Source organism: Comamonas sp. CAH-2 (assembly GCF_009668305.1).
GTDB classification, from domain to species: Bacteria; Pseudomonadota; Gammaproteobacteria; order Burkholderiales; family Burkholderiaceae_C; genus Comamonas; species Comamonas aquatica.
Genome location: NZ_VSWF01000001.1, coordinates 355386 through 368351 on the forward strand (window position 1 = coordinate 355386; position 12966 = coordinate 368351).

Annotated in this window: 15 protein-coding genes; 6 read left to right on the forward strand and 9 right to left on the reverse strand. The window is 62.9% G+C overall.

Annotated features, from left to right (window positions below; all coding sequences use genetic code 11):
* The first annotated feature begins 23 nt into the window (after window positions 1-23).
* The 3 genes from FYM52_RS01565 (at window position 24) to FYM52_RS01575 (ending at window position 2427) form a co-directional block, all read left to right on the forward strand.
* Window positions 24-1544 carry a leucyl aminopeptidase gene (locus FYM52_RS01565; protein ID WP_154162806.1) on the forward strand — a complete coding sequence of 507 codons (1521 nt, stop codon included), beginning with the start codon at window positions 24-26 and terminating at the stop codon, window positions 1542-1544.
* A 2-nt stretch (window positions 1545-1546) separates the two neighbouring features.
* The gene (locus FYM52_RS01570) at window positions 1547-1993 is read left to right on the forward strand and encodes a DNA polymerase III subunit chi (RefSeq protein WP_154162807.1); all 447 of its coding nucleotides are present in this window, start codon (window positions 1547-1549) and stop codon (window positions 1991-1993) included.
* A gap of 65 nt (window positions 1994-2058) precedes the next feature.
* Window positions 2059-2427 carry a hypothetical protein gene (locus tag FYM52_RS01575; protein WP_270152399.1) on the forward strand — a complete coding sequence of 123 codons (369 nt, stop codon included), beginning with the start codon at window positions 2059-2061 and terminating at the stop codon, window positions 2425-2427.
* A gap of 27 nt (window positions 2428-2454) precedes the next feature.
* Here FYM52_RS01575 and FYM52_RS01580 read toward each other — a convergent pair whose 3' ends face one another.
* Complete coding sequence (locus FYM52_RS01580) at window positions 2455-3459, reverse strand: D-2-hydroxyacid dehydrogenase family protein (protein ID WP_042417880.1); 1005 nt, start codon at window positions 3457-3459, stop codon at window positions 2455-2457.
* A 384-nt stretch (window positions 3460-3843) separates the two neighbouring features.
* Here FYM52_RS01580 and FYM52_RS18710 point away from each other — a divergent pair, with 384 nt between their 5' ends.
* Both FYM52_RS18710 and FYM52_RS01585 read left to right on the forward strand, forming a co-directional pair.
* A complete protein-coding gene (locus tag FYM52_RS18710; RefSeq protein ID WP_162858916.1) occupies window positions 3844-3996 on the forward strand; it encodes a hypothetical protein in 153 nt (50 codons plus the stop codon).
* Between the two features lie 442 nt (window positions 3997-4438).
* Window positions 4439-6031, forward strand: a complete 1593-nt coding sequence (locus tag FYM52_RS01585; RefSeq protein WP_238826067.1) for a sensor domain-containing diguanylate cyclase — start codon at window positions 4439-4441, stop codon at window positions 6029-6031.
* Window positions 6032-6519: 488 nt separating this feature from the next.
* On the opposite strand, the gene FYM52_RS01590 is transcribed toward FYM52_RS01585, so the two are convergent.
* From FYM52_RS01590 to lexA, 4 genes are all read right to left on the reverse strand, one after another.
* Window positions 6520-6987, reverse strand: a complete 468-nt coding sequence (locus FYM52_RS01590; protein WP_154162809.1) for a universal stress protein — start codon at window positions 6985-6987, stop codon at window positions 6520-6522.
* Window positions 6988-7350: 363 nt separating this feature from the next.
* The gene (locus FYM52_RS01595; protein ID WP_042418249.1) at window positions 7351-7530 is read right to left on the reverse strand and encodes a hypothetical protein; all 180 of its coding nucleotides are present in this window, start codon (window positions 7528-7530) and stop codon (window positions 7351-7353) included.
* A 155-nt stretch (window positions 7531-7685) separates the two neighbouring features.
* A complete protein-coding gene (locus tag FYM52_RS01600; protein ID WP_154162810.1) occupies window positions 7686-7949 on the reverse strand; it encodes a hypothetical protein in 264 nt (87 codons plus the stop codon).
* Window positions 7950-8054: 105 nt separating this feature from the next.
* A complete protein-coding gene (gene lexA / locus FYM52_RS01605; RefSeq protein WP_154162811.1) occupies window positions 8055-8726 on the reverse strand; it encodes a transcriptional repressor LexA in 672 nt (223 codons plus the stop codon).
* Window positions 8727-8798: 72 nt separating this feature from the next.
* Between lexA and FYM52_RS01610 the strand changes: the two genes are divergently transcribed.
* On the forward strand, window positions 8799-9755 hold the full coding sequence (locus FYM52_RS01610) for an asparaginase (RefSeq protein WP_162524614.1): 957 nt from the start codon (window positions 8799-8801) through the stop codon (window positions 9753-9755).
* Between the two features lie 149 nt (window positions 9756-9904).
* Here the strand turns inward: FYM52_RS01610 and adk are convergent, their stop codons facing one another.
* From adk to lpxK, 4 genes are all read right to left on the reverse strand, one after another.
* Window positions 9905-10561: an adenylate kinase gene (adk, locus tag FYM52_RS01615; protein ID WP_042418237.1), complete on the reverse strand. Its 657-nt coding sequence runs from the start codon at window positions 10559-10561 to the stop codon at window positions 9905-9907.
* A gap of 404 nt (window positions 10562-10965) precedes the next feature.
* The gene (gene kdsB / locus FYM52_RS01620; protein WP_179954917.1) at window positions 10966-11727 is read right to left on the reverse strand and encodes a 3-deoxy-manno-octulosonate cytidylyltransferase; all 762 of its coding nucleotides are present in this window, start codon (window positions 11725-11727) and stop codon (window positions 10966-10968) included.
* Window positions 11728-11732: 5 nt separating this feature from the next.
* Entirely contained in the window at window positions 11733-11915 is a 183-nt protein-coding gene (locus FYM52_RS01625; RefSeq protein WP_042418233.1) for a Trm112 family protein, read from the reverse strand.
* Between the two features lie 7 nt (window positions 11916-11922).
* Complete coding sequence (gene lpxK / locus FYM52_RS01630; protein ID WP_154162814.1) at window positions 11923-12960, reverse strand: tetraacyldisaccharide 4'-kinase; 1038 nt, start codon at window positions 12958-12960, stop codon at window positions 11923-11925.
* Window positions 12961-12966: the final 6 nt, after the last annotated feature.

Genomic DNA, 12966 nt, shown 5'->3' on the forward strand with positions numbered 1-12966 from the left:
GGCTCAAAAGGAAAACACCGATTATGAACTTTGAACTCAAGGCTTTGAGCCTGTCCAGTGCAGCCGTTGCAAAGTGTGATCTTCTTGTATTGTTGGTGCCCCAGGCGTTTGAGCCTGCGCAAGACCCTTTGTCGGCGCTGGTCGAAGCTGCGGTGCGCCATGGTGACTGGAGCCATGCGGCCGGCAAGCAGTTGCACTGCTACCAGCCTGCGGGCGTGCAGGCGCGGCGGGTGCTGCTGGTGGGCACCGGCTTGGGCAGCCAACGCGATGTAAGCATGGCCCTGGGCAGCGTGTCCGCCGTGCTCAAGGCCGAGGGCGTGCAGCACGCGGTGTTGTGCCTGAGTGCACTGGACGATGCACCGGCTGCGGTGCGCGCCAGCGTGCACAGCGTGGCCGATGCCAGCTATGTCTATACCCTGACCAAGCCCCAGGCCAAGGCGCTGGGCTTGCAGAAGGTGACCGTGGGGGTCGCGGACAAGCGTGCAGCCACCCCAGCGTTCGAGCAGGCCGTGGCTGTGGCCTTGGGCCAGGGCCTGGCCAAGGAGTGGGGCAACCGCCCTGCCAACCATGCCACGCCCACTTTGCTGGCGCAGGCTGCCAAGGACTTGGCCAAACATGTAGACATCGATTGCAAGGTGCATGGACCGAAAGAAGTGGCCAAGCTGGGCATGGGCGCGTTCCTGGCGGTGGCACAGGGTTCCAAGGAGCCATTGCAGTTCATCGAGCTGACCTACCAGGGGGCCGCCAAGTCGCAGGCCCCGGTGGTGCTGGTGGGCAAGGGCATCACGTTTGACACAGGTGGTATTTCGCTCAAGCCTGCCGCAGCCATGGACGAGATGAAGTTCGACATGTGCGGTGCTGCCAGCGTGCTGGGCGTCTTCCGCAGTTTGGCCGAGCTCAAGCCCGCGATCAACGTCGTGGGCCTGATCCCTGCGTGCGAAAACATGCCCGATGGCGGCGCGATCAAACCGGGCGATGTGGTGACCAGCATGAGCGGTCAGACCATTGAAATCCTGAACACCGATGCCGAAGGGCGCCTGGTGCTGTGCGACACCCTGACCTATGCAGAGCGCTTCAAGCCTGCCGCCGTGGTGGACATCGCCACCCTGACAGGGGCGTGTGTGATTGCGCTGGGGGGCGTGCGCTCCGGCATGTATGCCAACGAAGACAGCCTGGGTCAGGCGCTGCTGCACGCGGGTGAAAAGAGCCAGGACCTGTGCTGGCAGATGCCGCTGGATGACGACTACGCCGAAGGCCTGAAGAGCAATTTTGCCGATGTCGGCAACGTGGCAGGCCGCGCTGGCGGATCAATCACGGCGGCCAAGTTCCTGCAGCGCTTCGTGGGCACCATGCGCTGGGCACACCTGGACATTGCCGGTACGGCCTGGAAAGAGGGAGCCGCCAAGGGTGCCACTGGCCGTCCGGTGCCCTTGCTGGTGCAGTACCTGTTGGACAGCGCGGCTGCAGCCAAGCCTGTCAAGACGACGACCAAGCCCAAGTCGGCGCCACGCAAAGCACCGGCCAAGACCGCGAAAGCTGGATGAGCATGGCCGAGTCTTCGGTGCAGGTGGCATTCCACTTCAATGCGCCTGACAAGCTGGATTACGCCTGCCGCTTCATCCGCAAGGCCTTGCGCCATGATGCGCGGGTGACCGTGGTGGCGCCGATGGCGCAGCTGCGCCAGCTGTCCGCCAAGCTGTGGAAATACGCCGGGCACGAGTTCCTGGCGCATGCCTTGCAAGGCGACGATGCCGAGCTGCTGGCCCTGGCGCCCGTGGCGCTGGTGGAGCAGGCCCAGGTCAGTGCCCACCGTGAAGTACTGCTGAACCTGGGGCTGGATATGCCCCAGGGCTTCGAGGCCTTTGCCAAGGTGGTCGAGGTGGTCTCCAGCTTTGACGACGAGGACCGTGCCCAGGCGCGTGTGCGCTGGCGCGCCTACCAGGGTGCGGGCCATGCGATCGAGCGCCACGACCTGGTGTTGAAAGGTAATTGATGCAGCCCAGTGACCGTCAGCCTCCGCGGTTTGTGCCGACCTTGACCGAGGTGGTGGAGCCCGCTGTGGCACCCTCTACCCGGTTGCCAGACCCCGCGCAGGACGTGCCTGATCGGGTGCCAGTGCAGCCCGTGCCCGTCGCCGAAGCACCGCTGCCTCCCGCGCCAGTGAGCGTGACCGCGATGATGCCGGATGCGCTGCGCGACCAGGGACTGGCCCTGGCGCAGACCCTGCAGCTGCGCGTGATGGAGCGCCTGGACGGCGTGCTGGAAGAGCGCTTGCGCTATGCCCTGGCCGATGTGGTGCAGTTGCAGACCCAGGCCCTGTACCAGTCCATTCGCCAGGAGGTTGAGGGGCTGGTCAGCGCGGCCGTGAATGAGGCCGTGGCCCAGGAACTGGCCGACCTGCGCTACCCACCTGCCACGCGGGGTTGAGGGCCTGCCTGCCCAGGCAGGCTTGCTTCAGACCTGGCTCAGCACCTCGGGATTGAGGATGTTGACAGGCTGGCCCTGGAAGAAGTGCACGATGTTGTCGAAAGCAGCTCCAAAGTAGAGCTCGTAACTGTCCTGCTCCACATAGCCAATGTGTGGTGTGCAGATGCAGTTTTCCATGCGCAGCAGTGCGTGGCCTTGCAGAATCGGTTCGCTCTCGAAGACGTCCACGGCCGCCAGGCCGGGGCGGCCCTGCGTCAGAGCGCTGGCCAGTGCATCGGGTTCGATCAATTCGGCGCGCGAGGTGTTCACCAGCAGTGCCGTGGGCTTCATCAGCGCCAGGTCTTCCCGGCGCACGATGTGTTGGGTCTGCGGATGCAGTCGCAAATGCAGGGACAGCACGTCGCTGTGCGCGAAGAACTCTTCCCGGCTGGCGGCGGCCTGGTAGCCATCTTGCAGGGCTTTGGTGCGCGATGCCTCGCTGCCCCACACGGTAACGGCCATGCCAAAAGCCTTGCCGTACCCTGCCACCAACTGGCCGATCCGGCCATAGCCCCAGATGCCCAGGGTGCGGCCACGCAGCGCACAGCCCATGGCGAAGTTGGGCGGCATGGACGCTGCCTTGAAGCCCGATTGCTGCCAGGCACCGTGCTTGAGGTTGGAGATGTACTGGGGCAGTCGGCGCATGGCCGCCATGATCAGTGCCCAGGTCAGCTCGGCCGGGGCGACCGGTGATCCCACGCCTTCGGCAACGGCAATCCCATGGTCGGTACAGGCCTGCACGTCCAGGTGGGGGCCGGCCTTGCCGACCTGGGCGATCAGCTTGAGCTTGGGCAGTTTCTCAATCAGTTGGCGAGACAGCGGGGTGCGCTCCCGAATCAGCACAATCACATCCGCATCGCGCAGACGCACGGCCAGTTGACCCACGCCTTTGACGGTGTTGGTGTAGACCTTGGCGTTGAACCCGTCCAGGCGGGCAGCGCATTGGAGTTTGCGGACCGTGTCTTGGTAGTCGTCCAGAATGACGATGTTCAGCATTCAGCGTGCTTTCTAAGTGCTTGATTTCTTCAATGGGTCTGCGGCAAGCCTTTTAAGCGATCTTGCCAAAACGCGGGGTTCAGGTGGCGGTAGCGTGCCTGTGACCATCCAGTGGCTTGCAAGCAATATCCGGCCCAGGTTGGTTGGCAAGGGCAAGCCTGGATTGTGACCCGGCTGCAGCCCCGGCTCTACCGGTTGATGCCCATATTGTCGTCCAAGCAACTCCGTGCTCGGCACTGTGTGCCGGTGGGGGCGGTAAAAGATGGAACCATTGGTAGAACCGTGGCCACGGGCGTTGCAGCTTGTTGTTACGCCCTGATAAGACTTGTTGCAGCGCATGCTTCTACACTCGGCAGCCATTCTCACTCCTGAATCATCGATATGAAAAAACTGCTCGGATGGACTTTGGTGGCGGCATTGCTGGGTGGCTGCGCGGTGTACACACCCAGTGGCTCCGTGGTGATTGACCCCGGTGCTGGCGGCGGCCATGGTGGTTTCTGTCCACCGGGTCAGGCCAAGAAGGGCAATTGCTGAAGCTGGCAGGGCGCTTGCCTCTCAATCCCTGGGACATATCCCAGGCTGTCTGAGGCAGGTTGGCCCTCCCAACCAACAGCGCACCGTGGACATCTGTTGCCCACGGCGCAATCTCTGCAGCCGCCCGGTGTATGCCGGGCGGTTTCTTTTTGTGCAAAAAAATGGCCGTGACGCTGATGGCACAAGCGTGAGAAGCTATTGAATTGGGAGCTTGGATGCAGCGTTGGGTGCGCAGCCACTGCATGGTCCGCAGCAAGTAAGCGGCAGTGCCTCGCCGGGGCGCAGGCACAAATGGCCGGTTGGGCTGAAGCATCGTTGAGGCGGCGCAGGTTTTGCGTACGCCCTGAGGCCGGTGTCCCGCCGCAGCGAATGTAAACTTTGCCGGAGTCGTTCGGTGTTTTGCTGCAGTGCTGTGGGGCTGCAGATATTTCAGGTTGCTGTCTTGGATAAAAACAATTGTTCTGTGGATCTGCGCAAGCTTATTTTGATGCTCTCCATCGTCAGTGGGCTTGTGATTGTGGTCAGTGCTTTTTATGCGGCCTACAGCGTGCAACGGCAGCAACTGATTCAGGCATCTCTGTCCAACAACTATGTCTATGCCGACAAGCTGGCCAAGACGACCGATGACTTTCTCGGCTCTGCGCAGCAGCAGCTGATGTTTTCCGCCGCTGTTTTGTCGGGCAAACTGCATGACAAACCGACCCTTGCCTCGGAGGTCGACCGAATCAGGTTGCAGACGGACAGTTTCAATTCGGTCCTGATCGTGGATGTGACCACCGAGGTGCTGGCCACTTCTCCTGAAGCCTTGCAAATCACCGGTTTGAAACTCAGTACCCCGGGGGTGCTGGAGTCGATCCGCCAACGGGCCCCGGTCATCAGCAATCCTTATGTTTCGACAGCCGGCAATTTGCTGATCTTCATTTCGCACCCCATTTTTTCAGGGAATGGGGATTACCTGGGGTTTGTCGCCGGCACGGTGTATCTGAAAAAGAAGAGCGCGCTGCACCGTTTACTGGGCGAGCATTATCACAAGGACGGTTCTTATATCTACGTGGTCGACCAGAACCGGCGCCTGATCTACCACCCGAATGCGGCCAGGCTGGGTGAGACCGTCGACAACAATCCGCTGATCGACAGGCTGGTGCAGGGGGATGAAGGCGAGTCCATCATCGCCAACAGCGAAGGGATTGAAATGCTCACCGGATTTGCGATTGCACGCAAAACCGGATGGGGGGTGGTCGCGCAGCGGCCCATGCGCGCCGCGCTGGCGCCGCTGGACCATCTGATGCAGCAGGTGGTCTACAAGACGCTGCCGGCTGTGATCCTGTGTTTTGTGGTGATTGTGTGGTCTGCCAAGAAAATATCGATGCCGCTGCGCATGCTGGCCGATGGCGCGCAACGCATGAATGACGATGGGACCGAGAAAAATATCCAGAATGTGAAGTCCTGGTATTTTGAAGCCCAGGAGCTCAAGAAAGCCATGCTCCTGGGAGTCGGGCTGTTGCACGGCAATATCAGGAAACTGCGCGAGGATTTGCACAAGGATCCGCTGACAGGGCTCGGTAATCGCAGGAGTCTCGATGCTGCGCTGCAGAAATTCAAAAGTCTGCAGATGGATTTTTCCGTGCTTTCCATCGATATTGATTATTTCAAGACAGTCAACGACACGCATGGCCATGATGTCGGTGACATGGTGCTGCAGCATTTGGCGCAGTTTCTGTCGCACATCTGCCGTGTGGATGACGTGCCCTGCCGCGTGGGTGGGGAGGAGTTCATTATCTTGCTGCCCGGCACCCACAAGCTGGACGCCGCCAAGATTGCAGAAAGACTCCGGCAAAACGTGGAAGCGACAGACATTCCTGTGGTTGGCAAGATCACGATCTCCGTGGGCATCTCCTGTTACCCGGAAGATGCACGCGATGTGTTTGCGGTGTTCAAGCACAGCGACGAGATGCTCTACCAGGCCAAGCGCCATGGGCGCAATCGGGTGGAAGTCTTCCGGCCCGCGCGTGCAGATGCCGAAGCATCGGCCTGAACCGTGTTGCATGCTGTGCACCCAGGTGGGACGCTAAGCCAGCGCAGCGATGCGCTGTGCCAGTTGCTGCGTTGGGAGGCGAGTGAGCTGTTGTGTTTGGCAGGAAGCGGCGGCCGGCCCGTCGGTTGGGTGCTGCGTTTGCAGTCGAGCAATATTTAGGAGTTGTGGGCTATGGCTCATTTAGTCAATGCAACATGCTCTCGAAAATGAATCTCAGTCTGTCTCTGAGGCAAGGCGCAGACCATGGATAGCTGGTGCAAGGTACCTGCGTCGCAACAAAAGGATGGGTATGTACCGTGCAATGACTGTGCTGTCCGTGATCGGCGCACTGGCAGCGCTGTATTTTCTCTACCAGTACGGCATGTACTGAGCGAGCGTGGCCAGGTCGTCGTGAAGCGGACTTGGGCGGGCGCTTTGCAGGAATGGTGAGGCCCACTGCCTACACCATCAAGGTCGTGCAATCGGCGGTACGGGGATCGTGCCCGGTGCTAGGTTTTTTCACGCTCTTTGGGAACTGCGCGGTGGACCAGCACGGGAATGCTGGAATGTGTTACCACCTTCTGGGTTTCGCTGCCCAGCAACAGTTCGCTGATTCCCTTGCGTCCATGGGAGGCCATGCAGATCAGGTCGCAATCCAGGTCCTGGGCCTGCTTGACAATGGCACGGTAGATGGAGGCGCTAGCCGTGCGGACCGTGGCGCAGGGGACGTTTTGCTCGCGCGCTAGGTGTTCCACGAGGTGCAAGGCTTTGTCTGCGTACTTCTGCACATGTGCATCAAATTCTGCTGCGTTGATGGTCAGTAAGGCTTCGGCACCATAAATCAGCGCGTTGTAATCCGGCATCACATACAGGGCAGTGACCTTGGCACCCAGTTCATGCGCCAGGCGGATGCCCGAGCGCACGGCCTCCTTCGAGAGTTCGGAACCATCGGTGGGGATCAGCAGGTGTTTGAACATGTCCAGCCTCCTAGGTGGCGCGAATGCTGCGTTCCAGACAATCTATGCCAAGGCGGGTGTTCCAGCAATCTATAGCGCAGTAGGACGGGACACTGATGCTGTGCCAGTGCGGCGGCAGTGGTTGGGTATGGGCAATAGGGTGGAGCGCTCCACCAGTGTGTAGGGGCGACCCTAAAGGTGCTTGCCAACTGTACGTGGCAGTAGTATCGCGATGTTATGTGGCTATGTAGGTGCATCTGTGCCGCAAACACATTGTTGCAAGACTGCGCAGCACTTCAGCAGGCATGCAGCGCATCCAGCTTGCTGTATTCCAACTTAGACGTGCAAACAGGCCAATCTCCCAAAGCTGGTGAGCACCGAATGCTATGGATTGGAGAGTTTGGCGACCTGTGCGTTGAGCAATGGCAGGTTGGCCTTGGCGCGCGCCCAGGTCAGGCGCACGTCGGTTTTCTCCGCGGTGCGGTAAATGAAGCTGCGTCCCATCAGGCCACCGCTGCTGGGCAGGGTGGGTTGGCGTGGTGTGGAAGAAGGTGTGTGGCTCATAAGTCCTCCTGTCCGGGCAAGTCATGCAGCAGTTTCATCAGCTTGCGCAGGCATGACACATGTTCGTGTGGGCGTGGGAGCTTGTGTTGGCCGGTCTGGCGATGTTTCTTGTCAGGCGTTTTCCATCGTGCATTGCCAGCCAAGGGCGATGGCCATCAGTTGGCTGCGCAGCGCAAGCGGTGGCGGGCCTCCTGGGCTGCCAGTGCTTCCAGGGCCGCACAGACGTCGGCCAGCTTGCCGGACAGGGCAAAGCGTGCCCTGTCGGTATCCTTGGGGCGGCGCATCAGGCGGACGTTGCCGTGGCAGGCGCTGCTGGCCGGCAGCGGCATGGTGAGCGCATGAAACTGGTCCTGGTTACTGGCCACCCGGGGGCGGCAGGTGGATCTGGGCAAAGGCAGTTCACAGTGCAGCGTGGTCATGGTCGATTCCTTGGGGTGGTTGCAGTCAATTACAGGCGATGGCTGTCCCTGCCGCTCTCGAAAGGCAGCATAAGCATCCGAAGAAGCACTGGGCGGTGGGTGGTTTTAGAGCAGGAGGCTGTTGCGGATCAACCCGACCGCCAGCCCTTCGATGGCGAAGTTGTCTTCTTCGCCGACCTGGATGACGGGGTAGTCCGGGTTTTCAGGCAGCAGCTCAATGCCGTTTGCCGATTTGCGCAGGCGCTTGACGGTCACTTCGTCACCCAGGCGCGCCACCACGATCTGGCCGTTGCGTGCATCGCGTGTGGATTGCACGGCCAGCAAGTCGCCATCCAGGATGCCCGCATCGCGCATGGACATGCCGCGCACCCGCAGCAGGTAGTCCGGCTTGGTGGGGAACATGCTGCTTTCCACGGCGAAGCTTTGGTCGATGTGCTCTTGCGCCAGAATGGGTGAACCGGCGGCCACACGCCCGACGAGGGGCAGCAACAGGGGTTGCATGGCGGTCATGGGCAGGTCGAAGTGCGTGCCCCGGGCGGCATTGATGTGGCGCACGGCGTCGCTGACGAGGCGGATGCCGCGCGAGGTCCCACTGACCAGTTCCAACACGCCCTTGCGCGCCAGGGCCTTGAGGTGCTCCTCGGCTGCGTTGGCGGAGCGAAAGCCCAGGGTGCGCGCAATTTCAGCCCGGGTGGGCGGTGCGCCGGTGCGGGCAATCGCGTCCTGGATAAGATCCAGAATTTGCTGTTGCCGTGGGGTGAGGGGTGTGTGCTCCATGCCAGTCCTTGTACGGATAACTGATGTTTTATCCAGTACCTGTATTTTTAACCAGTTTTGTGAGGGCCGCAAGTGTCTGAAGGCAGAAAAATTGCTATCTTGGGAACGGGGGGCACGATTGCGGGCCTGGGGGATGCGCAGGGCGGTGGCGTGGGCTACCAGGCGGGGCAACTGGGCGTTGCGCAGCTGCTACAGCCGATTGCGGACCAGGCAGTGCCCCAGGGGTGGTCCCTGGAGCTGGAGCAGGTGGCGCAACTGGACAGCAAGGACATGGATGTCACCGTGTGGCTGCAGCTGGCCCAGGCCTGCCAGCGCTGGTTGCTGCAGCCTGAGGTGGCTGGTGTGGTGATCACGCATGGCACGGACACCTTGGAGGAGACAGCCTGGTTTCTGCAGTGCGTCCTGCAACCGGCCAAGCCGGTGGTGCTGACCTGCGCCATGCGCCCGGCCACGGCCTTGTCCGCCGATGGGCCCGCCAATCTGCGCGATGCGTTGGCTTGCACGGCGCAGGGCCGGGCCGGGGTGTGGGCGGTGGCGTCCGGGGAGGTGCACAGTGCGCAGCAGGTGCACAAGGCCCACCCCTACCGTGTGCATGCTTTCACCTCTGGCGAGGCCGGGCCTGCGGGGTGGGTGGAAGAAGGGCGCGTGCGCTGGGCGGGCGGTAGCGAGGCCACCTTGTCGTGTGCCGCTGAATGGACGGAGTGGCCGGTGGCCGACGCCTGGCCCTGGGTGGAAATTGTGACCAGCACGGCAGGCGCGCGCCCGGCGGCGGTGGATGCCCTGGTGGCGGCCGGGGTGCAGGGGTTGGTGGTGGCCTGCACGGGCAATGGTTCGGTGCACCAGGCGCTGCAGCAGGCCTTGCAGCGCGCACAAGACCGCGGGGTGCGGGTCTGGCGCAGCACGCGCTGTGAGCAGGGGCAGATCGTGCAGGCGCAGGGCGAGGAGGATCCGCTGGTCAGCCCGTTGAGCCCGCTCAAGGCCCGCATCAGTCTGATGCTGGAATTGCTCCATGCGGCGCGCCAAGCCTAGGTCTCGGAGGCTTCTGGGGCCATGCGGGTGCGCGTTGACTGCTATCCATCCGGATGATGGACCGCCAGGGCTTTCGGGCAAAAAAAAGGCTGGTGTTGCCACCAGCCTTTTTTTGCGCGTGCGGAGCGTACTCCGCAGCAGTAGCCTGATCAGGAAGACAGGGCTTGCAGTGCTCGGGCGGTGATGTCTTCCACGCTGCCCATGCCGCTGATGGCACGGTACTTGGGAGCGGCTGCAGCGTCGGCCTTGGCCCAGTTGCTGTAGTAGTCCACCAGGGGGCGGGTCTGGCTGCTGTACACATCCAGGCGTTTCTTGACGGTTTCTTCCTTGTCGTCTTCGCGCTGCACCAGGTCTTCACCGGTCACGTCGTCCTTGCCTTCCACCTTGGGTGGGTTGAACTTGACGTGGTAGGTGCGGCCCGAGGCAGGATGGCTGCGGCGGCCGCTCATGCGCTCGATGATGGCGTCGAAGGGCACGTCGATTTCCAGCACGTAGTCCAGCTTCACGCCGGCGGCCTTCATGGCGTCGGCCTGGGGAATGGTGCGGGGGAAACCGTCAAACAAGAAGCCGTTAGCGCAGTCGGGCTGGGCGATGCGTTCCTTGACCAGGTTGATGATCAGGTCGTCGCTGACCAGCTGGCCGGCGTCCATCACGGCCTTGGCTTGCAGACCCAGGGGGGTGCCGGCCTTGACGGCGGCGCGCAGCATGTCACCGGTGGAGATTTGGGGGATGCCGAACTTCTGGCAGATGAAGGCGGCTTGTGTGCCTTTGCCGGCGCCGGGTGCGCCCAACAAAATCAGTTTCATGGAGATCCTCGATATGTAGAAATTCTTGGCGGTGCAACGGCTTTTCTGCAACCGGAAAAGGCTGGTGGCAACCGCTGATATCCGGTCAAGGATAGCACGCGCGCCCTTGTTGATGACTTACAAATCGGGCACGACGGTCCTCGGTGCAGACCCGGGGTTGCGGCGGCCGTGCGGCTTGACAGCGGTGGCAGACAATGCTTGGAGATTATGTGCAAAGCCTGGGGTGGTTATGAAAGCCGTGCATGTCTTGTACAAGACAGGATGTGGTCGACCCGCAAAACAGGAGCGGTCAGCGCAGGATGGATGGCGGTTTGCAAATCGAGTGACACGCAAAGCCTTGGCAACCATGCGCTAACTGCTCTTATTTTTCGTTCAATTTTCAGAAATTTCTGAAAATTTATGGCTCAAGACGGTTGCAGCAGGGCGCGCACGCGCGCCAGGTCTTCCGGCGTGTCGACGCCAGCGCCCGGGGCCTGCAAGGTCAGGTGCACGGCGATCTGGTGGCCATGCCACAGCGCCCGCAGCTGCTCCAGCGCTTCCACGCCTTCGGTGGGTGCGGGCGTGAGCTGCGGGAAGCTGCGCAAAAACCCCGCCTTGTATGCGTATATACCCACGTGGCGCAGCGGCGCGAAGCTGCTGTGCGCATCCCACCACTGGGTGCCGGCTTGGTCGCGGTGGAAAGGGATGGGGGCACGGCTGAAATAGCTGGCCAGGCCCTGGGCGTTGCACACCACCTTGACCACGTTGGGGTTCAGGTAGTCGTCCTGGCTGGCAATCGGGTGGGCTGCCGTGCCCATGCTGGCGCCGGGTGCACCGGCCAGCACCTGGGCCACGGCGTCGATCAGCGCTGGGTCGATCAGGGGTTCGTCCCCCTGGACGTTGACGACCAGGTCGTTGCCATCCAGGCCCAGCAGGGTGCAGGCTTCGGCCAGGCGGTCGCTGCCGCTGGGATGGTCGGCACGGGTCAGCACGGCGTCAATGCCATGCGCGGCGCAGGCATCGGCAATCAGCGGGCTGTCGGCGGCCACCACCACGCGCTGGGCGGCACTTTGACGGGCCTGCAGGGCCACGCGCACCACCATGGGCAGGCCGGCGATGTCGGCCAGGGGTTTGTTGGGCAGGCGGCTGGAGGCCAGGCGGGCCGGGATCAGGACGGTGAAGCTCACGGCGCTCAGGCTTCCAGTTCGCTGTCTTCCAGGGGGCGCGCTTCGTTCTCCAGCAGGATCGGGATGCCGTCGCGCACCGGGTAGGCCAGGCGGGCGCTGTGCGAGATCAGTTCCTGGCGCTCCTTGTCAAAGCGCAGCGGGCCTTTGGTGACGGGGCAAACCAGGAGTTCAAGCAGTTTGGGGTCCATGGGCGTATTAGCGGTTGGTGTTCAATGGGGTCGATGATAGGCACAGCCGCGCGTCCAGCAGGTCGAAATAACCGGGCGCGATGCGCAGGTGCAGCGGCACGGCCAGGGCCTGCGGCACGTGGGGCCACAGCTTGACGGCATCTTTTTCGGTGCAAATCACCTGCAAGCCTAAATCTGACGAGCGTTGCCAGCTTTCAAAATTGTAGTGATCGGGCAGGGCTTCGGTGTGCGCCAGTTCCAGAGACTGTGCGCGCAGCATGGCAAAAAAGTCTTCCGGGCGGGCAATGGCCGCCAGGGCGTGCAGGCGCAGGCCCTGCAGGCCGGCCAGGGGCACGCGCTGGCCGTCGCGCGTCAGGGCGAACGGGGCCAGCTGGCGCTGTAAGCCAAAGCAGGGGGTGTCGGCCGGGGTGCCGGCCGGGGGCGTGGCCGCCGCGTGCAGCACGGCGCTGACCGGGCGCGGCCAGGGCTCGCGCAGCGGGCCGGCCGGCAGCAGCCAGCCGTTGCCCACGCCATCGCTGTTGAACACGCACACTTCCAGGTCGCGCGCCAGGGCATGGTGTTGTAGGCCATCGTCGCAGACCAGGATGTCGGTGTCGGGGTAGGCGGCCAGCAGGGCGCGGGCCGCATCAATGCGCTGGCGCGCCACAAACACCGGCACGCCGCTGGCGCGGGCCATCAGCAGGGGTTCATCGCCCACCTCCTGTGGGTGCGCGTCGGGGGTGGCCTGGCGCACATCCTGGGTGCTGCGGCCATAGCCGCGCGAGATGATGCCGGGGCGACGGCCGCGGGCCTGCAGGTGGGCCACGGTGGCCAGGGTGACCGGGGTCTTGCCCGCGCCGCCGGCAATCACGTTGCCGATCACGACCACGGGCACGCCGGGGTGCTGGGCCCGGCGCAGGCCCCAGGCATAGAGCGCGCGCTGCAGGCCAGACAGGGCACCGTACAGGCCGGCCAGCGGCCGCAGGGCCCAGGCGGCCAGCCCGCGGTGGCGCCAGATGGCGCGCAACCGGTCCGAGCGGGTGCCCTGGTGGGCGGGTGCGGGCATGCGGCG

Coding starts and splice junctions, on each gene's coding strand:
- FYM52_RS01590 (WP_154162809.1), bottom strand. CDS start 6,987: ATGTTCAAACACCTGCTGATCCCCACCGATGGTTCCGAACTCTCGAAG.
- FYM52_RS01565 (WP_154162806.1), top strand. CDS start 24: ATGAACTTTGAACTCAAGGCTTTGAGCCTGTCCAGTGCAGCCGTTGCA.
- FYM52_RS01570 (WP_154162807.1), top strand. CDS start 1,547: ATGGCCGAGTCTTCGGTGCAGGTGGCATTCCACTTCAATGCGCCTGAC.
- lpxK (WP_154162814.1), bottom strand. CDS start 12,960: ATGCCCGCACCCGCCCACCAGGGCACCCGCTCGGACCGGTTGCGCGCC.
- FYM52_RS18710 (WP_162858916.1), top strand. CDS start 3,844: ATGAAAAAACTGCTCGGATGGACTTTGGTGGCGGCATTGCTGGGTGGC.
- FYM52_RS01625 (WP_042418233.1), bottom strand. CDS start 11,915: ATGGACCCCAAACTGCTTGAACTCCTGGTTTGCCCCGTCACCAAAGGC.
- lexA (WP_154162811.1), bottom strand. CDS start 8,726: ATGGAGCACACACCCCTCACCCCACGGCAACAGCAAATTCTGGATCTT.
- FYM52_RS01600 (WP_154162810.1), bottom strand. CDS start 7,949: ATGACCACGCTGCACTGTGAACTGCCTTTGCCCAGATCCACCTGCCGC.
- FYM52_RS01595 (WP_042418249.1), bottom strand. CDS start 7,530: ATGAGCCACACACCTTCTTCCACACCACGCCAACCCACCCTGCCCAGC.
- adk (WP_042418237.1), bottom strand. CDS start 10,561: ATGAAACTGATTTTGTTGGGCGCACCCGGCGCCGGCAAAGGCACACAA.